The sequence below is a fragment of the Pantoea sp. Ap-967 genome (genome assembly GCF_011752565.1).
GTDB lineage: Bacteria > Pseudomonadota > Gammaproteobacteria > Pseudomonadales > Pseudomonadaceae > Aquipseudomonas.
The window spans coordinates 117,554-140,733 of record NZ_VWXK01000006.1 but is presented as its reverse complement, the minus strand read 5'-3'; the positions used below and the strand labels follow the sequence as shown (position 1 = coordinate 140,733).

Annotated in this window: 22 protein-coding genes and 1 pseudogene; 6 read left to right on the top strand and 17 right to left on the bottom strand. The window is 63.0% G+C overall.

The annotated features are described in order from the left end of the window. Positions 1-33: 33 nt before the first annotated feature. From F3J45_RS08850 to F3J45_RS08840, 3 genes are read right to left on the bottom strand one after another with little or no spacing between them, the layout of a single operon-like run. Entirely contained in the window at positions 34-402 is a 369-nt protein-coding gene (locus F3J45_RS08850) for a DNA polymerase III subunit chi (protein WP_167060458.1), read from the bottom strand. 5 nt (positions 403-407) lie between these two features. Next, a complete protein-coding gene (locus tag F3J45_RS08845; protein WP_167060455.1) occupies positions 408-839 on the bottom strand; it encodes a DNA polymerase III subunit chi in 432 nt (143 codons plus the stop codon). 50 nt (positions 840-889) lie between these two features. Then, complete coding sequence (locus tag F3J45_RS08840) at positions 890-2,383, bottom strand: leucyl aminopeptidase (protein ID WP_167060452.1); 1,494 nt, start codon at positions 2,381-2,383, stop codon at positions 890-892. Between the two features lie 290 nt (positions 2,384-2,673). Between F3J45_RS08840 and lptF the strand changes: the two genes are divergently transcribed. Continuing rightward, positions 2,674-3,789, top strand: a complete 1,116-nt coding sequence (gene lptF, locus F3J45_RS08835; protein WP_167060449.1) for an LPS export ABC transporter permease LptF — start codon at positions 2,674-2,676, stop codon at positions 3,787-3,789. Then, positions 3,782-4,843: an LPS export ABC transporter permease LptG gene (lptG, locus tag F3J45_RS08830; RefSeq protein WP_167060446.1), complete on the top strand. Its 1,062-nt coding sequence runs from the start codon at positions 3,782-3,784 to the stop codon at positions 4,841-4,843. Before lptF ends, lptG begins: the two co-directional genes overlap by 8 nt. 103 nt (positions 4,844-4,946) lie before the next feature. Here the strand turns inward: lptG and F3J45_RS08825 are convergent, their stop codons facing one another. From F3J45_RS08825 to gcvH, 6 genes are all read right to left on the bottom strand, one after another. Continuing rightward, positions 4,947-5,435, bottom strand: coding sequence for an RDD family protein (locus F3J45_RS08825; protein WP_167060443.1), 489 nt, complete (start codon positions 5,433-5,435; stop codon positions 4,947-4,949). Positions 5,436-5,527: 92 nt separating this feature from the next. Next, entirely contained in the window at positions 5,528-5,740 is a 213-nt protein-coding gene (locus F3J45_RS08820) for a cold-shock protein (RefSeq protein WP_003257941.1), read from the bottom strand. A 358-nt stretch (positions 5,741-6,098) separates the two neighbouring features. Further along, complete coding sequence (gene gcvT, locus F3J45_RS08815; RefSeq protein WP_167060440.1) at positions 6,099-7,220, bottom strand: glycine cleavage system aminomethyltransferase GcvT; 1,122 nt, start codon at positions 7,218-7,220, stop codon at positions 6,099-6,101. A gap of 26 nt (positions 7,221-7,246) precedes the next feature. Continuing rightward, on the bottom strand, positions 7,247-8,623 hold the full coding sequence (locus F3J45_RS08810) for an L-serine ammonia-lyase (RefSeq protein ID WP_167060437.1): 1,377 nt from the start codon (positions 8,621-8,623) through the stop codon (positions 7,247-7,249). Positions 8,624-8,779: 156 nt separating this feature from the next. Further along, positions 8,780-11,635: an aminomethyl-transferring glycine dehydrogenase gene (gene gcvP, locus F3J45_RS08805; protein ID WP_167060434.1), complete on the bottom strand. Its 2,856-nt coding sequence runs from the start codon at positions 11,633-11,635 to the stop codon at positions 8,780-8,782. An 11-nt stretch (positions 11,636-11,646) separates the two neighbouring features. Next, positions 11,647-12,030, bottom strand: coding sequence for a glycine cleavage system protein GcvH (gene gcvH, locus F3J45_RS08800; RefSeq protein ID WP_167060431.1), 384 nt, complete (start codon positions 12,028-12,030; stop codon positions 11,647-11,649). Positions 12,031-12,544: 514 nt separating this feature from the next. Between gcvH and F3J45_RS08795 the strand changes: the two genes are divergently transcribed. The 3 genes from F3J45_RS08795 to F3J45_RS08785 all read left to right on the top strand — a co-directional run bounded on the left by F3J45_RS08795 (position 12,545) and on the right by F3J45_RS08785 (position 13,878). Further along, positions 12,545-12,808, top strand: a complete 264-nt coding sequence (locus F3J45_RS08795; RefSeq protein WP_167060428.1) for a bacteriocin immunity protein — start codon at positions 12,545-12,547, stop codon at positions 12,806-12,808. Positions 12,809-13,035: 227 nt separating this feature from the next. Beyond that, positions 13,036-13,302 (top strand): bacteriocin immunity protein, encoded by a 267-nt coding sequence (locus tag F3J45_RS30485; RefSeq protein WP_167060425.1) that lies wholly within the window; start codon positions 13,036-13,038, stop codon positions 13,300-13,302. 309 nt (positions 13,303-13,611) lie between these two features. Then, a complete protein-coding gene (locus tag F3J45_RS08785; protein WP_167060422.1) occupies positions 13,612-13,878 on the top strand; it encodes a bacteriocin immunity protein in 267 nt (88 codons plus the stop codon). Positions 13,879-14,067: 189 nt separating this feature from the next. Here the strand turns inward: F3J45_RS08785 and F3J45_RS30030 are convergent. Beyond that, positions 14,068-14,234, bottom strand: a pseudogene (locus F3J45_RS30030) (sodium/glutamate symporter); the annotation flags it as partial. A 215-nt stretch (positions 14,235-14,449) separates the two neighbouring features. On the opposite strand from F3J45_RS30030, the gene F3J45_RS08775 reads away from it, so the two are divergent. Then, positions 14,450-14,716 (top strand): bacteriocin immunity protein, encoded by a 267-nt coding sequence (locus F3J45_RS08775; protein WP_167060750.1) that lies wholly within the window; start codon positions 14,450-14,452, stop codon positions 14,714-14,716. A 207-nt stretch (positions 14,717-14,923) separates the two neighbouring features. Here the strand turns inward: F3J45_RS08775 and gltS are convergent, their stop codons facing one another. The 7 genes from gltS to arcD form a co-directional block, all read right to left on the bottom strand. Next, a complete protein-coding gene (gene gltS / locus F3J45_RS08770) occupies positions 14,924-16,129 on the bottom strand; it encodes a sodium/glutamate symporter (protein ID WP_167060419.1) in 1,206 nt (401 codons plus the stop codon). A 109-nt stretch (positions 16,130-16,238) separates the two neighbouring features. Next, positions 16,239-17,747, bottom strand: coding sequence for a sigma-54-dependent transcriptional regulator (locus F3J45_RS08765; RefSeq protein WP_167060416.1), 1,509 nt, complete (start codon positions 17,745-17,747; stop codon positions 16,239-16,241). Between the two features lie 142 nt (positions 17,748-17,889). Next, the gene (locus F3J45_RS08760; protein ID WP_167060413.1) at positions 17,890-18,258 is read right to left on the bottom strand and encodes a DUF5064 family protein; all 369 of its coding nucleotides are present in this window, start codon (positions 18,256-18,258) and stop codon (positions 17,890-17,892) included. 55 nt (positions 18,259-18,313) lie between these two features. Then, the gene (gene arcC / locus F3J45_RS08755) at positions 18,314-19,243 is read right to left on the bottom strand and encodes a carbamate kinase (RefSeq protein ID WP_167060410.1); all 930 of its coding nucleotides are present in this window, start codon (positions 19,241-19,243) and stop codon (positions 18,314-18,316) included. A 124-nt stretch (positions 19,244-19,367) separates the two neighbouring features. Next, positions 19,368-20,378: an ornithine carbamoyltransferase gene (locus F3J45_RS08750; RefSeq protein WP_167060407.1), complete on the bottom strand. Its 1,011-nt coding sequence runs from the start codon at positions 20,376-20,378 to the stop codon at positions 19,368-19,370. A 72-nt stretch (positions 20,379-20,450) separates the two neighbouring features. Next, positions 20,451-21,704, bottom strand: coding sequence for an arginine deiminase (gene arcA, locus F3J45_RS08745; protein WP_167060404.1), 1,254 nt, complete (start codon positions 21,702-21,704; stop codon positions 20,451-20,453). 32 nt (positions 21,705-21,736) lie between these two features. Further along, the gene (arcD, locus tag F3J45_RS08740) at positions 21,737-23,164 is read right to left on the bottom strand and encodes an arginine-ornithine antiporter (protein WP_167060401.1); all 1,428 of its coding nucleotides are present in this window, start codon (positions 23,162-23,164) and stop codon (positions 21,737-21,739) included. Positions 23,165-23,180: the final 16 nt, after the last annotated feature.

Genomic DNA, 23,180 nt, shown 5'->3' with positions numbered 1-23,180 from the left:
TGCCGCGAATGGGGCGCAAAGCGCCCCTGGGTGTTACTCGGAACGCTTGATCAACCGCTCGATCCGCGCATCCAGGCGGCGCTTGATTTCGTTCTCGATGTGCGGGGTGAAGTCGTTGATCACGTCCTGCATGATCATCTGCGCAGCGGCGCGCAGTTCGCTTTCCAGGTGCAGCAGGGTGTCCTGGCGGCGGGTTTGCGGGTCGTCCTCGGGGGCCGCTTCCGGCTCGGGCGCAGCCGGCAGCGGCGCGTTGCCCGGCGGAACATCCAGCAGCAGGGGAATCTGCTCGACCGTTTCGGTCAGCAACGGCGGCTGCAGGTCGGCGTCGCCCAGTAGCTGGCGAATCGACTCGAGGTCGTCGAGCAGATGGGCGGAATCGGGAAGGGGGGAGGGCTTGTCCATCGTCTTCAAAGTCGCTGTAAGCGGTGATCTTGCAGAGCATAGCCCTGTTCACGGTAGAAACGGAACCGCTCGCGGGCCGATTGGCGGATGCCCGGCTCCTCGACCACGATCTCGGCCACCCGCTGGAACTGGCCGACGAACCCCGGCACATCGGCGCCCAGGTTGATCAGCAGGTCGCGGTGCTCGCCGGCACCGTCGGCCGCCAGGCCAAGCGCCACTTGGGCGTCGGCGTGCAGCTCGGCAAGGTCGTGGGGCACGAAGGCTTCGCCCTTGAAGCGCCACAGGCGCGCGTCCAGCTCGCTGCGCTGCTCGGCATCCTGGCAATGCAGGTAGACCTGGTGGCCAAGGCGCCAGGCCTTCTCGCACAGCTTGCAGGCGAAATCCAGCCGCGCCGACAACGAGTCGGTGGGCAGGATATAGAAATCGACTTTACTCATGGTGGGTTCGGCCAACCGGCGGCGCCAGGGGCGCCACCGGTTTCAGCGCATCAGGCGCCGGCGCGGTCGAGCAGGTACTGGGTCAGCAGCGGCACCGGGCGGCCAGTGGCGCCCTTGTCCTTGCCACCGCTGATCCAGGCGGTGCCGGCGATGTCCAGGTGCGCCCAGTGGTAGGCCTTGGCAAAGCGCGACAGGAAGCAACCGGCGGTGATGGTGCCCGCCTTCGGCCCGCCAATGTTGCCCATGTCGGCGAACGGGCTGTCGAGCTGTTCCTGGTACTCATCGAACAGCGGCAGTTGCCAGGCGCGGTCGTCGGCACGCTTGCCGGCGTCGAGCAGCTGGCCCACCAGCTCGTCGTCGTTGCCCATCAGGCCCGAGGTGTGGCTGCCCAGGGCAACGATGCAGGCGCCGGTCAGGGTGGCGATGTCGATCACCGCCTGGGGCTTGAAGCGCTCGGCGTAGGTCAGGGTGTCGCACAGCACCAGGCGGCCTTCGGCGTCGGTGTTGAGGATTTCGACGGTTTGCCCGCTCATGGTGGTGACGATGTCGCCCGGGCGGGTAGCGCCGCCGCTGGGCATGTTCTCGGCGCAGGCCAGCAGGCACACCAGGTTGATCGGCAGCTGCAGTTCCAGCACGGCGCGCAGGGTGCCGAACACGCTGGCGGCGCCGCACATGTCGAACTTCATTTCATCCATGCCGGCACCGGGCTTGAGGCTGATGCCGCCGGTGTCGAAGGTGATGCCCTTGCCCACCAGCACGAATGGCTTGTCGGCTTTCTTGCTGCCCTGGTAGTTGAGCACGATCAGGCGTGGCGGCTGGTCGCTGCCCTGGCCCACGGCATAGAACGCGCCCATGCCCAGGTCCTTGATCTTCTTCTCGTCCAGCACTTCGACCTTCAGGCCCTTGTGCGCCTTGCCCAGCTCCTTGGCCTGTTCGGCCAGGTAGGTCGGGTGGCACAGGTTCGGCGGCAGGTTACCCAGGTCGCGGGTGAAGGCCATGCCGGTGGCGATGGCGCTGGCGTGCTTGACGGCACGCTCGACCTCGGCCTGGCCGGCCTTGTCGGCCAGCAGGGTGATTTTCTTCAGGGCACGGGGCTCGGCCTTCTGGCTCTTGAAGCGGTCGAACACATATTCGCCGTCGACCAGGGTTTCGGCCAGCAGGCGGTATTTGCCGTAGTGGCCATCACGGTTGCTCACCGCGATGTCATCCAGGGCCAGCACCGCGTCGCTGCCGCCCAGGCCCTTGAGCACGCCGGCCACGCTGGCGGCCAGCTTGCGCCAGGCGCGATCGCCCAGGGTCTGGTCCTTGCCGCTGCCCACCAGCAGCACGCGCTCGGCCTTCAGGCCCGGCAGGCTTTGCAGCAGCAGGGTCTGGCCTGGCTTGCCGGCCAGGTCGCCGCGCTTGAGCACGGCGCTGATGGCGCCTTCGCTGGCCTCGTCGACGGCCTTGGCCACGGCGCCGAGCTTGCGCCCTTCAGCGACCGGCACGACCAGGGTGGCGGTTTTAATCGATGCAGCAGCTACGCTTTTTACAACCAGTTCCATGTCAGGGTCCCCGAGAGATCTTTGCAGGTGGCGCGTGTTGAGAGTGGCGCGCTGGACGGGGCTGGCGGCGAACCCGCGCACCAGCGGAAAAGCTGCCAGTTTGAGCCTCTGACAAGCGTGCTGACAACCCCGGCGTGCGGCTTCATGCGCGGCCAAGTGACAGGCGCGGCCAATCACAGGATAATGCGCGCACTTTAAATGGAGGTTCGTCCTAGGCGAACCGGCTTTGGTCCTGGCTGTCACAGGCCAATGTTTGGCAGTCCGCCCCTGACAACCCAGGAGTGTCTGGTTTGATCGTCTTTCGTTATCTGTCCCGCGAGGTCCTGGTGACCTTGAGCGCCGTCAGCGCCGTGCTGCTGGTGATCATCATGAGCGGGCGTTTCATCAAGTACCTGGCCCAGGCGGCCCAGGGCATACTCGACCCGGGCGTGTTGTTCCTGATCATGGGCTTGCGCCTGCCGGGCTTCCTGCAGCTGATTCTGCCGCTGGGGCTGTTCCTGGGCATTCTGCTGGCCTATGGCCGGCTGTACCTGGAAAGCGAGATGACCGTGCTGTCGGCCACCGGCATGAGCCAGCAGCGCCTGCTGGCCCTGACCATGGCACCGGCGGCGCTGACCGCCCTGGTGGTGGCCTGGTTGAGCCTGAGCCTGGCGCCCCTGGGGGTTGGCCAGCTGCAGCAGGTGATTGCCCAGCAGGACGCCCTGACCGAGTTCGACACCCTGGTGCCGGGCCGCTTCCAGACCCTGCGCGACGGCTCGCGCGTTACCTATACCGAGCAGCTGTCGGACGACCGCATCCGGCTTGGCGGCGTGTTCATTTCCGAGAAACGCTTCAACCAGGACAAGACCAAGGACCGCGCCCCGTCGGTACTGGTAGCCGAGAAGGGCCACCAGGAAGTGCAGGCCGACGGCAACCGTTACCTGGTGCTGGAGAACGGCTACCGCTATGACGGCAACCCCGGCCAGGCCGATTACCGTGCGATCAAGTACGACACCTACGGGGTGCTGCTGCCCAAGCCGGAAGTGGCCGAGGAAGTGACCGACCGCGAAGCCATCCCGACCCTGGACCTGTTCGGCAAGACCGACCCGCGCGAGCGTGCCGAGCTGCAATGGCGGCTGTCGCTGCCGATCCTGGTGTTCATCGTGACCCTGATGGCGGTGCCGCTGGCCCGGGTCAACCCACGCCAGGGGCGCTTCCTCAAGCTGCTGCCGGCAATTCTTCTGTACATGGCTTACCTGACGATGCTGATTTCCGTACGCGGCGCCCTGGAAAAGGGCAAGTTGCCAATTGGCCTGGGCATCTGGTGGGTGCATGGCCTGTTCCTGCTGATCGGCCTGGCCCTGATGTACTGGGAACCGCTGCGCCTGAAGCTGGCAGCCCGCCGCGCGGAGGTGGCCCATGGCTAAGCTCGACCGCTACATCGGCATGAGCGTGCTGGTGGCCATCCTGGCCGTGCTGGGCATCATTCTGGGCCTAGCGTCGCTGTTCGCCTTCATCGACGAGATGGGCGACCTGAGCGACACCTACACCCTGATGGACGCCAGCAGCTTCGTGCTGCTGACCGCACCGCGCCGGGTGTATGAAATGTTGCCGATGGCGGCACTGATCGGCTGCCTGATCGGCCTGGGCAGCCTGGCCAGCAGCAGCGAACTGACCATCATGCGCGCCGCGGGGGTTTCCATCGGCCGCATCGTCTGGGCGGTGATGAAGCCGATGCTGGTGCTGATGCTGGTCGGCCTGCTGGTGGGCGAGTATGTGGCCCCGGTGACCGAGAACAAGGCCCAGGCCGACCGCTCCCTGGCCCAGGGTGGTGGCGAGGCGCAGAGCTCCAAGCGTGGCATGTGGCACCGCCAGGGCGAGGAATTCGTGCACATCAACGCCGTGCAGCCAAGCGGGCTGCTGCTGGGTGTGACCCGCTACCGCTTCGACAACGAGCGCAAGATCCTCACCTCCAGCTTCGCCCGCCGTGCCCAGTACAACGACGACCACTGGATGCTCAGCGATGTCAGCACCACCTTCTTCCGCGGTGACCACACCGAGGTGGTGAAGGCGCCGTCCGAGCGCTGGGATGTTTCCCTGACGCCGCAGCTGCTCAACACAGTGATCATGGCCCCTGAGTCGCTGTCGATCACAGGGCTGTGGGACTACATCCACTACCTGTCCGACCAGGGCCTGAACAACGCCCGTTACTGGCTGGCGTTCTGGACCAAGGTGCTGCAGCCGATGGTGACCGCGGCGCTGGTGCTGATGGCCATCTCGTTCATCTTCGGCCCGCTGCGTTCGGTCACCCTGGGCCAGCGCGTGTTCACCGGTGTGCTGGTGGGCTTCGTGTTCCGTATTGGCCAGGACCTGCTCGGCCCTTCGAGCCAGGTGTTCGGCTTCCCGCCGCTGCTGGCGGTGGTGATTCCGGCAGGCATTTGCGCCGTGGCCGGTTTGTGGCTGCTACGCCGCGCCGGTTGATGGCCCGGGCCTAGCATCGCGAGCTGCGCTCGCTCCTACCAGGCCCGGTAGGAGCGAGCGCAGCTCGCGATACGGCCACACAGGCAAACCACGACCAACCCCTTCACTTCTTCTGTTTCGGCACCCGCACCAGTTGGGTTTCCGAATAGATGTCATGCCACCCGCGCTTGCGCTTGTCGACCAGCGACCAGAAGAAACCCAGCCCCAGGCATAGCAGCGATGCGATCGACACCACGAAGCGCAGCAGCGCCTGCCACAGGCTGATCGCGCTGCCGTCGGCATTCTGCACCCGCACGCCCCACACCTGCATGCCCAGGGTCTGGCCGCCATGGGTCCAGAACTTGGCAAAAAAACCAAACAAGGCAAACAGCAGCACCGTCGACAGCAGCGGGTCGCCGTCCAGTGCACCGGCCTCGGTCAGTTCGCGCATGCGCGCCTCGCCAATGATCGCCATCTGGATCATCTTGTAGGCCCCGGCGGTGACGATCAGCAATGCAGTGCACAACAGGCAGTCATAGAACATCGCCGCCAGGCGTCGGCCCAGGCCGACCGGTGGGAAATCACCCTGGGGGGAGAGCAGGGGCTTGGACATGCGAAACGGCTCCAGTTAGCGAAGCCGGTATTCTACGGGCAAAAAAAAGCCCCTGCACATGGCAGGGGCTTTTCTTCGAAGTCGGGGGCGGCTTAGCCGGCGACCTGAACCTTGTCAGCCTGCATGCCTTTCTGGCCTTGGACTGCTTCGAAGGTGACCTTCTGGCCTTCTTTCAGGCTCTTGAAGCCGTTGCCTTCGATGGCACGGAAGTGCACGAACAGATCCGGACCGCTTTCTGGGGTGATGAAACCGTAACCTTTCTCGTCATTGAACCACTTGACGGTACCGTTCTGACGCTCAGCCATTGTCTTATTTCCTATGAAGCTTAAATTTTGATGACAGTTACTTTCGCATTAATCAGTACGCGAAAGTTTACCGGGCTGGGTTGCAGGAAAGTAAGAGACGCCAAACGGGTTGTAGCAAATTGCGGCTACTGGCCCAGGTCACGAACTGTTGCGACCCACGCAAACACAGTGCACTGACTCTACGCCAACTCCCAAGAAAAAAACAAGCCCTTGGTCGACTAGAAAATAGGCGTTTTTTCGATTACCGCCCGCCGTGCCAGAACGGGCGTGGCGCCTGGCCTGGCGCCATGTTCAAAAGTTATTGGGCAGGTTCGAAATCGAATATGCCGAACCTGCCAAAAAACCTCAGGTCACACCTTCAACCCCGGTAGTAACGTTGTGCAACGAAAGGCATTTTGCTGACTTTCAAGGCAACTTGCTTGCCGCGTACCAAGGCGAACAATGGCGTGTCGAGCGCGGCATGTTCGTTATCGATATAACCCATTGCCACCGGCGCACCGAGCGTCGGGCCAAAACCTCCGCTGCACACTTTGCCAACGCTTTTGCCGCCGGCATCGACAATCTCTGCACCTTCGCGCACCGGCGTACGTTCCTGTGGCAGCAGGCCGACCCGTTTGCGTGCCACGCCTTGCTGCTGTTGGGCGAACACCGGCTCGGCGCCGGGGAAACCACCGGCACGGGCGCCATCGGCGCGGCGCACCTTGGAAATGGCCCAGAGCAGGCTGGCTTCGATCGGCGTGGTGCTGCTGTCCATGTCATGGCCGTACAGGCACAGGCCGGCCTCAAGGCGCAGCGAGTCGCGTGCGCCCAGGCCGATTGGCTGCACTTCAGGCTCGGCCAGCAGGCGCCGGGCCAGGGCTTCGGCGGCGCTGGCAGGCACCGAAATTTCGTAGCCGTCTTCACCGGTGTAGCCCGAGCGGCTGACGTAGCAGGCCTGGCCCAGCAGGGTCAACGGACGGAACTGCATGAAGGTCATGCCGGCCACTTCCGGCGCCAGGCGCTCAAGCACCTTTACCGCTGCCGGGCCTTGCAGGGCGAGCAGGGCACGCTGCTCGAACAGCGGCTGCACCTCGCAGCGGCCACCGATGTGCTGCTGCAGGTGGGCCAGGTCCTGTTCCTTGCAGGCGGCGTTGACCACCAGGAACAGCGTGTCGTCACCCAAGTTGGCGACCATCAGGTCGTCGAGAATGCCGCCTTGCGGGTTGGTGAACATGGCATAGCGCTGCATGCCCACCGGCAGGTCGATGATGTCTACGGGCACCAGGCTCTCCAGGGCGGCAGCCGCGTCGGCGCCGCGCAGGATGATCTGGCCCATGTGCGAGACGTCGAACAGGCCGGCCTGTTCGCGGGTGTGCAGGTGCTCCTTGAGTACCCCCAGCGGGTACTGCACTGGCATGTCGAAGCCGGCGAACGGCACCATGCGCGCGCCCAGTTCCAGGTGCAGGGCGTGCAGTGGGGTCTTTTGCAGTGTTTCGGACATCGATGACTCCTTGGTTGTTTGTCGGGTCAACATTCGATGATGTTGACGGCCAGACCGCCGCGAGCGGTCTCCTTGTATTTGCTTTTCATGTCGGCGCCGGTCTGGCGCATGGTGCGGATCACCTTGTCGAGCGACACGTAGTGCTGCCCGTCGCCGCGCAGGGCCATGCGCACCGCGTTGATGGCCTTCACCGAGCCCATGGCGTTGCGCTCGATGCACGGCACTTGCACCAGCCCGCCAATCGGGTCGCAGGTCAGCCCCAGGTTATGTTCCATGCCGATCTCGGCGGCGTTTTCCACTTGCTGCACGGTGCCGCCCAGCACTTCGCACAAGGCCCCGGCGGCCATCGAGCAGGCCACCCCGACCTCGCCCTGGCAGCCGACTTCGGCCCCGGAAATCGAGGCGTTTTCCTTGTAGAGGATGCCGATGGCGGCAGCGGTGAGCAGAAAACGCACCACGCCGTCCTCGTTGGCCCCGGGAATGAAACGCATGTAGTAATGCAGCACCGCCGGCACGATCCCCGCCGCGCCATTGGTGGGCGCGGTGACCACGCGCCCGCCATGGGCGTTTTCCTCGTTCACCGCCAGTGCGTAGAGGTTGACCCAGTCGAGCACCGACAGCGCATCGCGCAGGCTGGCCTCGGGGTGGCTGCTCAGTTGCCGGTACAGCGCCGGTGCGCGGCGCTTGACCTTGAGCCCGCCGGGCAGGATGCCTTCGTGGCGGCAACCGGCTTCGACGCAGTCTTGCATCACCTGCCAGATACGCAGCAGCCCGGCACGGGTTTCGGCTTCGGGGCGCCAGGCTGCTTCATTGGCCAGCATCACCTGGCTGATCGCCAGGTGCTGCGCGCTGCAGTGGCCAAGCAACTGCTTGGCGGTGGTGAACGGGTAGGCCAGTGCGGTGCTGTCTTCAACGATGCGGTCCTGACCGGCGGCGTCCTCGTCGACCACGAAACCGCCGCCCACCGAGTAGTATTCGCGGCTGCGAATTTGCAGGCCGGCGCTGTCGAAGGCGCGGAAGATCATGCCGTTGGGGTGATAGGCCAGTGGCTTGCGGATCATGGCCAGGTGCTGCTTCTCGACGAAGTCGATTGGCTGTTCACCCAGCAGGCTGAGCTGGCCGCTGGCACGGATGGCCTGCAAGCGGGCGGGGATGGCTTCGGTGTCGACGGTATCGGGGTGCTCGCCTTCCAGGCCGAGCAATACCGCCTTGTCGCTGCCATGCCCCTTGCCGGTGGCGCCCAGCGAGCCGTACAGCTCGGCCTTGACGCAGGCGGTGCTCGCCAGCAAGCCATCGCGGCGCAGCCCCTCGGCAAAGCGCGCGGCGGCGCGCATGGGGCCGACCGTGTGGGAACTGGAAGGGCCGATGCCGATCTTGAACAGGTCGAAGACGCTCAGTGACATGATGATCTCCCTACCGGTTTGCCAGTTTATCGAAGGGCCTTGCAGGAGCGGGCTTGCCCCGCGAACACCGGCGAAGCCGGTGCCATGTAGCGCGCCGGCTTCTTCGCGGGGCAAGCCCGCTCCTACACCATGCCTGCAGCCTTGCCGGTTAAGCTATCAGGCGTCCTGATAGCTCTCGATCGACGGGCAGGCACACACCAGGTTGCGGTCGCCGAACACGTTGTCGACCCGCCCGACCGGCGGCCAGTACTTGCCTTCAACCAGGCTCGCCAGCGGGTACACCGCCTGCTCACGGCTGTAGCCATGGGCCCATTCGCCAACCAGCTCGGCCGCGGTGTGCGGGGCGTTTTTCAGCGGGTTGTCGTCCTTGTCCAGGCTGCCGTTCTCCACGGCGCGAATCTCCTCGCGGATCTGGATCATCGCGGCGCAGAAGCGGTCCAGTTCTTCCTTGGACTCGCTTTCGGTCGGTTCGATCATCAGCGTGCCGGCCACTGGGAAGGACATGGTCGGGGCGTGGAAGCCGAAGTCGATCAGGCGCTTGGCCACGTCGTCGACACTGATGCCGCTGCTGTCCTTGAGCGGGCGCAGGTCGAGGATGCACTCGTGCGCCACCAGGCCATTGCCACCGGTATACAGCACAGGATAGTGCTCTTCCAGGCGCCGGGCGATGTAGTTGGCGTTGAGAATCGCCATCTGCGAGGCGCGCTTGAGGCCGGCGCCGCCCATCATGCGAATGTACATCCAGGTGATCGGCAGGATGCTGGCGCTGCCGAACGGTGCGGCGCACACCGCGCCTTCGGTGTTCTCCAGCTGCGCGTGGCCGGGCAAGAACGGCGCCAGGTGCGACTTCACGCCAATCGGGCCGACACCCGGGCCGCCGCCGCCGTGGGGAATGCAGAAGGTCTTGTGCAGGTTCAGGTGCGAGACATCACCGCCGAACTTGCCCGGGGCGCACAGGCCGACCATGGCGTTCATGTTGGCGCCATCGATGTACACCTGGCCGCCGTTGTCGTGGATGATCGCGCAGATTTCGCCGATGGCTTCCTCGAACACGCCATGGGTGGACGGGTAGGTAATCATGATCGCGGCCAGGCGCTCGCGGTGTTCGATGGCCTTGGCGCGCAAGTCCTCGACATCGACGTTGCCACGGGCGTCGCAGGCGGTGACCACCACGCGCATGCCAGCCATGTGCGCGGTGGCCGGGTTGGTGCCATGGGCCGAGGACGGGATCAGGCAGATGTCGCGGTGGCCTTCGCCACGGCTGCGGTGGTAGGCGCGAATCGCCAGCAGGCCTGCGTATTCGCCCTGGGAGCCGGCGTTGGGCTGCAGCGACACGGCGTCGTAGCCGGTGGCGGCGCACAGCATGGCTTCCAGCTCGTTGGTCATCTGCAGGTAGCCCTGGCTCTGGGCGGCCGGTGCGAATGGGTGCAGGTTGCCGAACTCGGCCCAGGTGACCGGGATCATCTCGCTGGCGGCGTTGAGCTTCATGGTGCACGAGCCCAGTGGGATCATGCTGCGGTCCAGCGCCAGGTCCTTGTCGGCCAGGCGGCGCAGGTAGCGCATCAGCTCGGTTTCGCTGTGGTAGCGGTTGAACACCGGGTGTTCGAGGATGGCCGACTGGCGCAGCAGCGCGGCCGGCAGGCGCGAGCCGGTGCTGGCGGCCAGGGCGGCGAAGTCAGGCTGGGCCTGGTCGCCACCGAGCAGTTGCCACAGCGCCTCGACATCGGCCTGGGTGCTGGTTTCGTCGAGCGACAGGCCCAGCAGGCCTGCGTCGATCTGGCGCAGGTTGATGCCCTGGGCGCGGGCCTTGTCATGCAGGCTGGCGGTGGCGCTGCCGGTGGCCAGGGTCAGGGTATCGAAGGCGCTTTCACCCACGACGCCCAGGCCCAGGCGCTGCAGGCCGGCGGCGAGGATCGCGGTCAGCGCGTGGGTGCGCTGGGCAATGCGCTTGAGGCCGGCCGGGCCGTGGTACACGGCGAACATGCTGGCGATGTTGGCCAGCAGCACCTGGGCGGTGCAGATGTTGCTGGTGGCCTTCTCGCGGCGGATGTGCTGCTCGCGGGTTTGCATGGCCAGGCGCAGGGCCGTCTTGCCGAAGCGGTCGATCGACACGCCAACCAGGCGCCCCGGCATGTCGCGCTTGAACCCATCGCGGGTGGCGAAGTAGGCCGCATGGGGGCCGCCGAAGCCCAGGGGCACGCCGAAGCGCTGGGCGCTGCCGATGGCCACGTCGGCGTCGAATTCGCCCGGCGGGGTGAGCAGGGTCAGGGCCAGCAGGTCGGCGGCAACGGCCACCAGGGCGTTGGCCGCGTGGAAGCGCTGCACCACCTCGCGGTAGTCGAACACTTCGCCATTGCTGGCCGGGTATTGCAGCAGCGCGCCGAAGAAGGCGCTGACATCATCGAGCTCGCGCTCGTCACCCACGACGATTTCGATGCCCAGCGGTTCGGCTCGGGTGCGCAGCACGTCGAGGGTTTGCGGGTGGCAGTGCACGGAGGCGAAGAAGGCGTGGCTGGCCTTGTTCTTCGACAGGCGCTTGCAGAAGGTCATGGCCTCGGCGGCGGCGGTGGCTTCGTCGAGCAGGGAGGCGTTGGCGATCGGCAGGCCGGTGAGGTCGCTGACCAGGGTCTGGAAGTTCAGCAGCGCTTCCAGGCGGCCCTGGGAAATCTCTGGCTGGTAGGGGGTGTAGGCGGTGTACCAGGCCGGGTTTTCCAGCAGGTTGCGCAGAATCGGCGCTGGGGTGTGGGTGTTGTAGTAGCCCTGGCCGATGTAGCTCTTGAACAGCTGGTTCTTGCCGGCGATGGCCTTGAGCGCGGCCAGTGCATCGGCTTCGCTCTGGCCGTCGTGGTCACCGAGCACGCTGGTGCCCTTGATGCTGTCTGGGATAACGGCGGCGGACATGGCGTCCAGCGAGTCGAAGCCCAGGCTGGCGAGCATGGACTGCTCGTCGGCGGCACGTGGGCCGATGTGGCGGGCGATGAATTCGTTGGCGGTGCCGAGGTTGATGGTCATGGTCTGGTTCCTCAGGCGTCGTCGTTGGCTTTGATCAGGCGGTCGTAAGCGTCTTGGTCGAGCAGGGCACCGACTTCGGCCATGTCGGCCGGCTTGAAGCGGAAGAACCAGCCTTCGCCCAGCGGGTCTTCGTTGACCAGCTCAGGGCTGTCGTTGAGCGCATCGTTGACGGCAAGCACTTCACCGCCCAGGGGCATGTACACACCGCTGGCGGCCTTCACCGATTCGACGGTGGAGGCTTCGGCACCCTTGTCGTAATGCTGCAGCTCCGGCAGTTGCACATAGACCACATCGCCAAGGGCGTTCTGGGCATAGGCGGTGATGCCTACGGTGACGCTGCCGTCGGCTTCGACGCGCAGCCATTCGTGATCTTCGGTGAAACGCAACTCGCTCATGGGGATTCCTCGGGAAGCAGGACGTTGGGCGCGGTGGGCCCGCGCTCTTGGGGTGAGGAATGCTAAGCAATAATGCGGCCAATCATTATAAACCCATATAAATCAATAAGTTATGTTGTTTTTTAGTGAGGTCTCTTTTGTGACTGGAATGAATACGTTCCAGTTAGGAAGGCGAGGGAAAGAACTTGAGGATCAAACCCTTGGATTACGGCGACAAGGGGGTGTGTATTGTTTTCGTTACGATGTATCGAAATCGATACTGGCGTCGCAACATGCCATCTGGCAGGCCTGCCGTTCTGATCGAGATGTGACTGGAATAAGAGCAACTTTGTAGTACGGAATACATTGTTGCGTGGGAAGTTTCCCAATAGTGCCGGATCGTCTGTATGCCAATAGAACTGAGGGTAGACTTATTCCCGGACGTCAGCGAAGGTGGGGCGGTATAGGGTGTTGTAATATAATTATACATTCTACGATGTTTCATGTTGATATGCACGGATAGAGGGATTGGTTTATGAGGCAGTTTTCTGATTATACAGAAAAAGAATTTTATGATTTTTTAAATGGTATTTATCGAGTGGATGTGTATTTGTATCCGACGGAGCGATCCCATATAGATGCAGTTATCGATTTTGAACGATTGACTGGTCATCCGGTCGGGTCTGATCTTATATCTAAACCTAAAAAATTCGGTATTGAAGATGCTCCGCGAGCCATGCTGAATGAAGTAATGAGATGGCGTGCCGAGCAGGGCCTTCCGGGCTTCAAGGATTCTTGACTTGCCTATAAAACGCCGCGGCCGTTTCAGGTTGGGGAGTCTGTGTTCACTGCTCTCGGCGTATCGTGAGCTCTGCTCCTTCCAGGACGACAGGTAGGCAGGTTGACCGGTGTGGTTTCCCATAAGCGGTGGATGGCACCGGCTCTGCCGGTGTTCGCGGGCAAGCTCGCTCCTACAGTGATACGGCTACGTCAGAGACTTACGAATTTTTCCATAGAAGGTAATTTATGCGAAGGCTAATATCTGATTACACAGAGGAAGAATTTTTTGAAATAGTGGATGCGATTTATCAGGGTGACCCTAGGCTTTATCCGACCGACCGGGCTCACACGCAAGGAATACTGGAGTTTGAACGTCTAGCAGAGCATCCAGCGAAATCCAATCTAATTTTTAGACCTAGTAAAGTCGGAATTAAGGATACCCCGACTGATATTGTAAATGAGGTCAAAAGATGGCGAGCTGAGCAAGGCCTACCGGGATTCAAGGAGTCCTGATCACCCTCCGGAATTCCCCGGCCCAAACAGGCTGGGGAATTTTTGGTGTCAGCGAATTAATTTTTTGGGATGAACAAAAATCTTGGCATTTGTAATGCTGGGGATTGAGCGTCGCGAGCGGCGTATCGTGAGCTTTGCTCCTTCTAGGACGACAGGTGGGCAGGTTGACCGGTGTGGTTTTCCGTAAGTGGTGACCCAGCAGGCGGCGCGGTGGATGGCACCGGCTTTGCCGGTGTTCGCGGGCAAGCCCGCTCCTACAGGATACGGTTAAATCAGAGACTTACGAATTTTCCATAGAAGGTAATTTTTATGCGAAGGCTGATATCTGATTACACTGAAAGAGAATTTTTTGATTTTGTTTATGCGATATTTCACGCTGATCCTAGAGTTTATCCGACGGATCGGGCGCATACGAAGGGGATACTGGAGTTCAAGAGGCTCTCGGGACATCCTTCTGGCTCTGATGTGATTTTTCGGCCTAGAAAAGTGGGAATTAAAGATTCTCCTGCGGATGTAGTAAAGGAGGTTAAAAGATGGCGAGCCGAACAAGGCTTACCGGGTTTTAAGGATTATTGACTTACCTATAAAACTCCCCGGCCGTTCCAGGCTGGGGAGTCTGTGTTCACTGCTCGCGATTGGCTGCAACGCAGCCCCGGCATGATGGGTCGCAAAGCTGAAACCCTGGGGCCGCTGCGCGCCCCATCGCGAGCTGCGCTCGCTCCTACCGGGGCGGTGTCGGGCTGAGGTAGGCGCTCGACTTCGTCGATAAAGAACCCCCACCATCGGCCCCACCAGAAACGCCAGCTGCGAGGGGCCGAAACGGTGGGTCACGGCCTGCGTGTTGGTGATGGCAGTGGGGCTGCGCCCAGGCCGAACCCGCAGTGGCCTGCCGCCAATACTGCGGCATCGTAGTTGCGTTCCATGACCCGGAAGCATCGCAAACTTTGCTCGCTTCTATGAAAGAAATCGTAACTTTCTGATTTAGCGGGGAACTCTGTAGGAGCGGGCTTGACCCGCGAAGCAGGTAATGCGGTGAATGGCACCGGCTGCGCCGGTGTTCGCGGGGCAAGCCCGCTCCTACAGGGGCTATTGCCCGCAAGCGCGCTGCAATATTTCACGTGGCGGATCAAAAGGAGATGTGAAAGCGATGAAAGATAGAATCTCGGATTACACAGAGCACGAGTTTCTTGAGCTTGTACACGGCATTTATCATGGTGATCCAGTTCTTTATCCGACGGATCGGAAGCATACGGATGGGATTATTAAGTTCGAGCGGTTATGTGAGCACCCACTGGGTTCTGATCTGATTTTCTATCCGAGCAAGGTAGGAATTAAGGACTCCCCTCAAAGCGTGGTAGAGGCAGTGAAGAAATGGCGAGCCGAGCAAGGCTTACCAGGGTTCAAGGAGTCCTGACCACCCTTCGCAACTCCCCGGTCCATCGAGGCCGGGGCGGGTGCCTGGTAGGAGCGAGCAAAGCTCGCGATGGGCTGCAAAGCAGCCCCGGCATTGCGAGCCGCGGAGCTGAAAACGTGGGGCCGCTGCGCGCCCCATCGCGAGCTGCGCTCGCTCCTACCGGGGCGGTGTTGGGCTGAGGTAGGCGCTCGAATTCGACGGTAATGTTCAGCCTGCGGCAACGAACGGCAGCGCCAGGTACAGCTTGATTACGATCACGTTGATGATGTCGATAAAGAACGCCCCCACCATCGGCACCACCAGAAACGCCAGCTGCGAAGGCCCGAAACGGTGGGTCACGGCCTGCATGTTGGCGATGGCAGTGGGCGTAGCGCCCAGGCCGAATCCGCAATGGCCGGCTGCCAATACCGCAGCATCGTAGTTGCGGCCCATGACCCGGAAGGTGACGAAGATGGCGAACAGCGCCATCAGCAGGGTTTGTGCCGCCAGGATGACCAGGAAGGGCAGGGCCAGTGCTGCCAGGTCCCACAGTTTCAGCGACATCAGCGCAATGGCCAGGAACAACGACAAGCTCACATTGCCCAGCACCGACACTTCCCGCTCGAACACCTGGTAAAGGCCCAGGGCGGACAGCCCGTTGCGCAGCAGCACACCAACGAACAGCACGCAAACGAAGGTCGGCAGTTCGAACGCCGTGCCCTGCAGCTGGCCATTGAGCAGCGTGCCGCCCAGCAGGCTGACAGCAATCAACGCCAGGGTTTCAATAAACGACAAGGGCGTGATCAGGCGCTCTTTACCAGGCTCTTCAAAGCCCTTGGGCATGTGTGGCGCTGCCTGCTCGCCGCCGGGCAGTTGGACCCGCTTGATCAGCAGGCGGGCGACCGGGCCGCCGATCAGGCCACCCAGCACCAGGCCAAAGGTGGCCGACGCCAGGGCCAGCTCCGAGGCCGAGGCCAGGCCGTATTTCTCGCTGAAAGTGGTGCTCCAGGCCGCCCCGGTGCCGTGGCCGCCGGACAGGGTGATCGAGCCGGTCAGCAGGCCCATCAGCGGGTCCAGGCCCAGCGCCGTGGCCAGGCCGATGCCCATGGCATTCTGCACCAGCAGCAGCCCGGTGACCGCGAGCAGGAAAATGCCCACCACCCGGCCACCCTTCTTCAAGCTGGCGAAGTCGGCATTCAGGCCGATGGTGGCGAAGAAGGCCAGCATCAACGGCGCCTGCAGCGAGGTGTCGAACTGCACCTTCAGGTCAAAGCTACGTAAACCAAGCAACAGCAAGGCGACCACCAGGCCGCCAGCCACCGGCTCGGGAATGTTGTAGGTGCGCAGGATGGCCACGCGCTTTACCAGGCCATGCCCAAGCAACAGGACGAGAGAAGCGGCTACCAGCGTGCCGTAGAAATCGAGTTCCAGCATGAGAGGCGTTCTTTCCAGCAAACAGGGATGAACGCCATTTTCGCAGCAGTGTTCGATGAAGTATTGGCCAGGCCCGTAGGGCTTTTCTGAAAGCTTTCCGCGATAAGGATTAGCCTTTGCCCGGAATACCGTATTTGCGCAAACGTTGCGCAATGGCCGTATGCGAGGTCTGCAGGCGCCCGGCCAACTGCCGGGTGGACGGGTAGCTGGCGTACAGGCGTTGCAGCAGTTCGCGCTCGAAGTCGCCCACCGCCTGTTCCAGGCTTGCCACTTCGCCATCCTGGCCTCGGGCCACCGAGGTGCCGGCGATATCCAGGTCACCGATATCCACCAGGTTGCTTTCGCAGATGGCCGCTGCGCGGAAAATCACGTTCTGCAACTGGCGCACATTGCCTGGCCAGGGGTTGGCCAGCAGCGCCGAGTGGGTGGCGGGTGTCAGCCGGCACGCTGGGCGCTGGATCTGCGTGCAGGCCTGCTGCATGAAGTAATGGGCGAGCATCAGGATGTCCTGGCCGCGGTCGCGCAGGGGCGGTACTTGCAGGTTCAGCACATTCAAACGGTAGAACAGGTCTTCGCGGAAAGTACCTTCGGCCACCATGCGCTCAAGGTCGCGGTGGGTGGCGCTGATGATGCGCACGTCCACCTTGACCTCGCGGTCGCCGCCTACCCGGCGAAAGCTCCCGTCGCTGAGAAAACGCAACAGCTTGGCCTGCAGGTAGGGTGACATTTCGCCAATTTCGTCGAGGAACACCGTGCCCTGGTTGGCCAGTTCCATCAGCCCCGGCTTGCCGCCACGCTGGGCACCGGTGAAGGCGCCGGGGGCGTAGCCGAACAGCTCGCTCTCGGCCAGGCTTTCGGGCAGTGCCGCGCAGTTCAGGGCCAGGAAGGGCGCGGCCTGGCGGCTGCTGATGGCGTGGCAGGCGCGGGCCACCAACTCCTTGCCGGTGCCGGTTTCGCCGTGTACCAGCAGCGGTGCATCCAGGGCCGCGACACGCAGGGCGCGGGCCTTGAGGGTGCGAATGGCCGGCGACTCGCCCAGCAGGGCGTCGAAGCCTTCGGCGTGGTCGTGGTGCAGGGCCGACAGGCGCTCGCCCATGCGGTTGGGCGGGTACAGGGTCAGCAGGCCGCCAGCGTGGGTGATCGGCGATGCGTCCAGCAACAGGCTCTGGCCGTTGAGCTGCATCTCGCGCATGGGCAGGTGAAAATTGTTGTCCAGCAGCGCCTGCAGCAGGCCGGGGTCGTTGAACAGTTCACCCACCGTACGCCCGGCCGACTCCCGGCCGCACAGGGCAATCAGCGCGGGGTTGGCCAGCAGCACCTTGCCTGCGCTGTCCACCGCCAGCACCGGGTCGCTCATGGCCGCCAGCAGCGCGTCGAGCTGCAGGTGGCGGCGCTGGCCGGGGAGGATGTCGACCACGTCCACCGATTGCACGCCGTGTACCTCGAACAAGGCATCGTGCAGTTCTTCGAGCACGGCAGGGCTCAGGGTCGGGGCGTCGATGTAGACGTTGGGCGGGACCATCTCCACGGCGTCCAGGTTGAGGTTGCGGGCACCGAGCAGGGCGAGGACTTCCTGGGTGATGCCGACGCGGTCGATGAAGCTGACGTGGATGCGCATGGGGGAGGCGGGGGTCGTGGCCGGGGAGGGCAGTAGTATGCCTCAACATCGCCGGGGCCGCTCTGCGGCCCTTTCGCGGCACAAGGCCGCTCCTACAGGGGGCGCGGTTGCCTGTAGGAGCGGCCTTGTGCCGCGAAAGGGATCACTCCAGGTGTTCAGACTTGATCGGGTCGCCGGATTTCACATCCAGTTTCTGGCGGATGTCTTCGAACATGGCGTCGTAGAGTTTGTGCGGCGACGCCAGGGTTTCGAATTTCTTGGGCGGGGCAAGGTGCTGCTGCGCCTTGCGGCTGAGCACCATCAGAAAGCTCGGCAGCACCTGGTCCTTGGCCAGGAAGAACGGTTCATCGACGGGCTTGCCCTCGATGCTGCCGTGCATGCGGAACTGGATGCCTCTGCCTTCCTTGGGGTCGGTGACCGCTTCGTAGTCGATGTTCAGGTCGTAACTGTGGTCATTGTTGTTCAGCGCGGTGCGCTCGATATGGACATGACCTGGCGCGTACTTGGCCATAGCAGACTCCTGCAGAAGGTGAACATGGCGAGCCTTCACGGCCCGCCGACTGCATTCAACGGTAGCTGATACCGGGCTTGGCGGTACTGACGCGGGTGCCGGCGGTGCCCTTGACGATATCTTCGATGTTTTCCAGCGAGCTGACTACCGCCACCTTGCCGGTGTGCCGGGCGAAGTCGCAGGCAGCCTGCACCTTTGGCCCCATGGAGCCGGCGGCAAAGCCCAGGCGTTCAAGCTCGTCGGGGTGGGCCTGGGCAATGGCTTTCTGCGTCGGCTTGCCCCAGTCGATGTAGGCGGCATCCACGTCGGTGGCGATGATCAACAGGTCGGCATCCAGTTGTTCGGCCAGCAATGCCGAGCACAGGTCCTTGTCGATCACCGCCTCGATGCCCTTGAGCTTGCGGTTTTCATCGTACATGGTGGGGATGCCGCCGCCACCGGCGCAAATCACGATGCTGCTCTTTTCCAGCAGCCACTTGATCGGGCGGATTTCAAAGATGCGCTTGGGTTTGGGGCTTGCCACCACGCGGCGGTACTTGTCGCCATCGGGCTTGACCACCCAACCTTTTTCCTTGGCCAGGCGCTCGGCCTCGTCCTTGGCATAGACCGGGCCGATGAACTTGGTCGGGTCTTTGAAGGCCGGGTCGTTGGCGTCCACTTCGACCTGGGTCAGCAGGGTGGCGAAGGGCACTTCGAAGGCGAGCAGGTTGCCCAGCTCCTGTTCGATCATGTAGCCGATCATGCCTTCGGTTTCGGCACCCAGCACGTCCAGCGGGTAGGCCTCGTCGGGCTTGTAGGCCATGCCTTGAAGCGACAGCAGGCCAACCTGCGGGCCGTTGCCGTGGGCGATGACCAGCTCGTTGCCGGGGTGAATCTTGGCGATCTGTTCGGTGGCGGTGCGGATATTGGCGCGCTGGTTGTCAGCGGTCATGGGCTCGCCGCGGCGCAGCAGGGCGTTGCCGCCCAATGCAACAACGATACGCATGGGGAATGTCCTTTGAACGAATAGACAATGAACCGTCATTACACAAGGGCCGGTGGGTTACCTGTGGGAGCGGGCAGGCCCGCTGCCACAGTTACCCTGCAAGCCACTTGCGAGCGGTGGCGGATTACAAGTCAGCCAGGGTCGAAACCAGGATCGCCTTGATGGTGTGCATGCGGTTTTCCGCCTGCTCGAAGGCGATGCAGGCCGGCGACTCGAACACGTCATCGGTCACTTCGATGCCGTTGGCCAGGTCCGGGTACTGCTCGGCGATCTGCTTGCCAACCTTGGTTTCGGAGTTATGGAACGCCGGCAGGCAGTGCATGAACTTGGTCCGTGGGTTGCCGCTGGCCTTCATCAGCTCCTTGTTCACCTGGTAAGGCTTGAGCAGCTTGATGCGCTCGCCCCAGGCTTCGATCGGCTCGCCCATCGACACCCACACATCGGTGTGGATGAAGTCCACGCCCTTGACCGCCGCCTTGGCGTCTTCGGTCAGGGTGATGCGTGCGCCGCTTTCTTCGGCGTACTGCTTGCAGCGCGCTACCAGGTCGTCATGGGGCCACAGGTCCTTCGGTGCGGCGATGCGCACGTCCATGCCCAGCTTGGCGCCGATCAACAGCAGCGAGTTGCCCATGTTGTTGCGGGCGTCGCCCAGGTAGGCATAGCTGATGTCGTGGAGGGGCTTGTCGCTGTGCTCGCGCATGGTCAGCACGTCGGCGATCATCTGCGTGGGGTGGTATTCATCGGTCAGGCCGTTGAACACCGGCACGCCGGCGAACTTGGCCAGCTCCTCGACGATCTCCTGCTTGAAGCCGCGGTACTCGATGGCATCGTACATGCGCCCAAGCACGCGGGCGGTGTCCTTCATGCTTTCCTTGTGGCCGATCTGCGAGGAATTGGGGTCGATGTAGGTGACGTTGGCGCCCTGGTCGTAGGCGGCCACCTCGAAGGCGCAGCGGGTGCGGGTGGAGGTTTTCTCGAAGATCAGGGCGATGTTGTTGCCCTTCAGGTGTTGCTGCTCGGTGCCGGTGTACTTGGCGCGCTTGAGGTCGCGGGACAGGTCCAGCAGGTACTTCAGCTCGCGGGTGCTGTGGTGTTCGAGGCTGAGCAGGTTGCGGTTGTGGATGTTGAACGCCATGACAGAGTCTCCTTGAGTGTGGTGAACGTCCCGGCCGCCACTTCGTGGGTGCGGCCGGGTGTGCAATGGGCGTTAGTAGTCGATTGGGTCGCGTACGATCGGGCAGGTCATGCAGTGGCCGCCGCCGCGGCCGCGGCCCAGCTCGCCGGCGCTGATGGTGATGACCTCGATGCCGGCCTTGCGCAGCAGGGTGTTGGTGTAGGTGTTGCGGTCGTAGCCGATGACCACGCCGGGCTCGATGGCCACCACGTTGTTGCCGTCATCCCACTGCTCGCGCTCGGCGGCGAAGCTGTTGCCGCCGGTTTCGACCACGCGCAGCGTGACCCCCAGCTGCTCGCCGACCACCTCGATGAACGATTTGTTGATGCGGCGCACGTCCATGCCGTACGGCTTGCTTTCGTCGGGGCGGATGATGAACGGCACGATCTCTTTCACCACTTCCGGGAAGACCGTGACCAGGTCGCGGTCGCAGAAGCTGAACACGGTGTCCAGGTGCATGGCGGCGCGGGACTTCGGCAGCCCGGCGACGATCACTTCCTTCACTGCGCCCTTGGCGAACAGGTTGCGTGCCAGCTGGCCGATGGCCTGGCGCGAGGTGCGCTCGCCCATGCCGATCAACACGATGCCATTGCCAATGGGCATCACGTCACCGCCTTCGAGGGTGGACTGGCCGTGTTCCTTGTCTGGGTCGCCGTACCAGACTTGGAAGTCGGCGTTGGTGAATTCCTTGTGGAACTTGTAGATGGCGGTGGTCAGCAGGGTTTCCTGGCGACGCGCCGGCCAGTACATCGGGTTCAGCGTCACGCCGCCGTAGATCCAGCAGGTGGTGTCGCGGGTGAACTGGGTGTTGGGCAGCGGTGGCAGAATGAAACTGGAATGGCCCAGGTAGTCGTTGTACATCTTGACCACATCGGCGCCTTCGCTCTGCGGCAGGTCCTGGCCGGCTACACCACCAATCAGGAACTCGGCCAGGTGGCGTGGCTCAAGGCCTTCGAGCCAGCTGCGCACTTCGTTCTTCAGGCCCACGCCCACGGTGTCGTCGGTGATCTTGCGGTCAAGGATCCAGGCCAGGGCCTCCTTGTTCTGCACGATGTCGGTCAGCAGGTTGTGCATCTCCAGCACGTCCACGCCGCGCTCGCGCATCTTGGTGACGAAATCGAAGTGGTCACGCTTGGCCTGGTCGACCCAGATCACGTCGTCGAACAGCAACTCGTCGCAGTTGCTTGGGGTCAGGCGCTTGTGCGCCAGGCCCGGGGCGCAAACCATTACCTTGCGCAGCTTGCCAGCTTCGGAGTGCACGCCGTACTTCTGTTTCTCAGTGGACATGGTTCAATCCTCCATTAAGGCAAATACGTGGGTCACAGGGTCAGGAAGCCGTCATACAGGCCATAGGCCGCCAGCAGGGCGCCAATGACCACGGCGGCGAAGATCAGTTTTTCCACGCTGGTGAAGATGGGTTGGCCCACCTCGCGCTTGGCCTTGGCGAACAGGATCACGCCAGGGGCGTAGAGCAGGGCCGAGAGCAGCAGGTATTTGACGCCGCCGGCGTACAGCAGCCAGATGGCATAAACCAGGGCGATGGCGCCGATGAGCAGGTCCTTGTTGCGTTCGCCTGCGGCCTGTTCGTAGGTTTCCCCGCGCAGTGCCAGCAGGAAGCCGTAGCCGGCCGACCACAGGTATGGCACCAGGATCATCGAGGTGGCCAGGTAGATCAGCGACAGGTAGGTACTGCTGGAGAACAACGTGATCACCAGGAAGATCTGCACCATGGCGTTGGTCAGCCACAGGGCGTTGGCCGGCACCTGGTTGGTGTTTTCCCGGCGCAGGAACTCCGGCATGGTGTGGTCCTTGGCCGCGGCGAACATGATCTCGGCGCACAGCAGCACCCACGACAGCAGCGCCCCAAGCAGCGAGATGATCAGGCCGACGCTGATCAGCACCGCCCCCCAGTGGCCGACCACGTGCTCCAGCACGGCGGCCATCGACGGGTTCTGCAGCTTGGCCAGCTCCGGTTGGGTCATCACCCCCAGCGACAGCACGTTGACCAGCACCAGGAACAGCAGCACGGTGATGAAGCCGATCACGGTGGCCTTGCCCACGTCGGAGCGTTTTTCCGCCCGTGACGAGAAGATGCTCGCGCCCTCGATGCCGATGAACACCCACACGGTGACCAGCATCATGTTGCGCACCTGGTTCATCACGCTGCCCAGCTCCGGTGTGCCCTGGCCCCAGATGTCGGCGGTGAACACATCGAGCCTGAAGGCGAACAGGCAGATCAGCGCAAACAGCACCAGCGGCACCACCTTGGCCACGGTGGTGACCAGGTTGATGAACGCTGCTTCCTTGATGCCGCGCAGCACCAGAAAGTGCACCGCCCACAGCAGAATCGACGCGCCGATGATGGCCGCCGGGGTGTTGCCTTCACCGAAGATCGGGAAGAAGTAGCCCAAGGTGCTGAACAGCAGCACGAAGTAGCCGACGTTGCCCAGCCAGGCACTGATCCAGTAGCCCCAGGCCGAGGAAAAGCCCATGTAGTCACCAAAGCCGGCCTTGGCGTAGGCGTACACACCGCCGTCCAGATCAGGCTTGCGGTTGGCCAGGGTCTGGAACACGAAGGCCAGGGTGAGCATGCCCACCGCGGTGATCGCCCAGCCGATCAGAACGGCGCCGACACCTGCGCTGGCAGCCATGTTCTGCGGCAACGAAAATATCCCGCCACCGATCATCGAACCGACCACCAGTGCCACCAGTGCGCCTAGTTTAAGTTTTCCGGATGAATCAGACATTTAACAACTCCTGCCA

Coding starts and splice junctions, on each gene's coding strand:
- F3J45_RS08850 (WP_167060458.1), bottom strand. CDS start 402: ATGGACAAGCCCTCCCCCCTTCCCGATTCCGCCCATCTGCTCGACGAC.
- F3J45_RS08845 (WP_167060455.1), bottom strand. CDS start 839: ATGAGTAAAGTCGATTTCTATATCCTGCCCACCGACTCGTTGTCGGCG.
- F3J45_RS08840 (WP_167060452.1), bottom strand. CDS start 2,383: ATGGAACTGGTTGTAAAAAGCGTAGCTGCTGCATCGATTAAAACCGCC.
- lptG (WP_167060446.1), top strand. CDS start 3,782: ATGGCTAAGCTCGACCGCTACATCGGCATGAGCGTGCTGGTGGCCATC.
- F3J45_RS08825 (WP_167060443.1), bottom strand. CDS start 5,435: ATGTCCAAGCCCCTGCTCTCCCCCCAGGGTGATTTCCCACCGGTCGGC.
- F3J45_RS08820 (WP_003257941.1), bottom strand. CDS start 5,740: ATGGCTGAGCGTCAGAACGGTACCGTCAAGTGGTTCAATGACGAGAAA.
- gcvT (WP_167060440.1), bottom strand. CDS start 7,220: ATGTCCGAAACACTGCAAAAGACCCCACTGCACGCCCTGCACCTGGAA.
- F3J45_RS08810 (WP_167060437.1), bottom strand. CDS start 8,623: ATGTCACTGAGCGTCTTCGACCTGTTCAAGATCGGCATCGGCCCTTCC.
- gcvP (WP_167060434.1), bottom strand. CDS start 11,635: ATGACCATCAACCTCGGCACCGCCAACGAATTCATCGCCCGCCACATC.
- gcvH (WP_167060431.1), bottom strand. CDS start 12,030: ATGAGCGAGTTGCGTTTCACCGAAGATCACGAATGGCTGCGCGTCGAA.
- F3J45_RS08795 (WP_167060428.1), top strand. CDS start 12,545: ATGAGGCAGTTTTCTGATTATACAGAAAAAGAATTTTATGATTTTTTA.
- F3J45_RS30485 (WP_167060425.1), top strand. CDS start 13,036: ATGCGAAGGCTAATATCTGATTACACAGAGGAAGAATTTTTTGAAATA.
- F3J45_RS08785 (WP_167060422.1), top strand. CDS start 13,612: ATGCGAAGGCTGATATCTGATTACACTGAAAGAGAATTTTTTGATTTT.
- F3J45_RS08775 (WP_167060750.1), top strand. CDS start 14,450: ATGAAAGATAGAATCTCGGATTACACAGAGCACGAGTTTCTTGAGCTT.
- gltS (WP_167060419.1), bottom strand. CDS start 16,129: ATGCTGGAACTCGATTTCTACGGCACGCTGGTAGCCGCTTCTCTCGTC.
- F3J45_RS08765 (WP_167060416.1), bottom strand. CDS start 17,747: ATGCGCATCCACGTCAGCTTCATCGACCGCGTCGGCATCACCCAGGAA.
- F3J45_RS08760 (WP_167060413.1), bottom strand. CDS start 18,258: ATGGCCAAGTACGCGCCAGGTCATGTCCATATCGAGCGCACCGCGCTG.
- arcC (WP_167060410.1), bottom strand. CDS start 19,243: ATGCGTATCGTTGTTGCATTGGGCGGCAACGCCCTGCTGCGCCGCGGC.
- F3J45_RS08750 (WP_167060407.1), bottom strand. CDS start 20,378: ATGGCGTTCAACATCCACAACCGCAACCTGCTCAGCCTCGAACACCAC.
- arcA (WP_167060404.1), bottom strand. CDS start 21,704: ATGTCCACTGAGAAACAGAAGTACGGCGTGCACTCCGAAGCTGGCAAG.
- arcD (WP_167060401.1), bottom strand. CDS start 23,164: ATGTCTGATTCATCCGGAAAACTTAAACTAGGCGCACTGGTGGCACTG.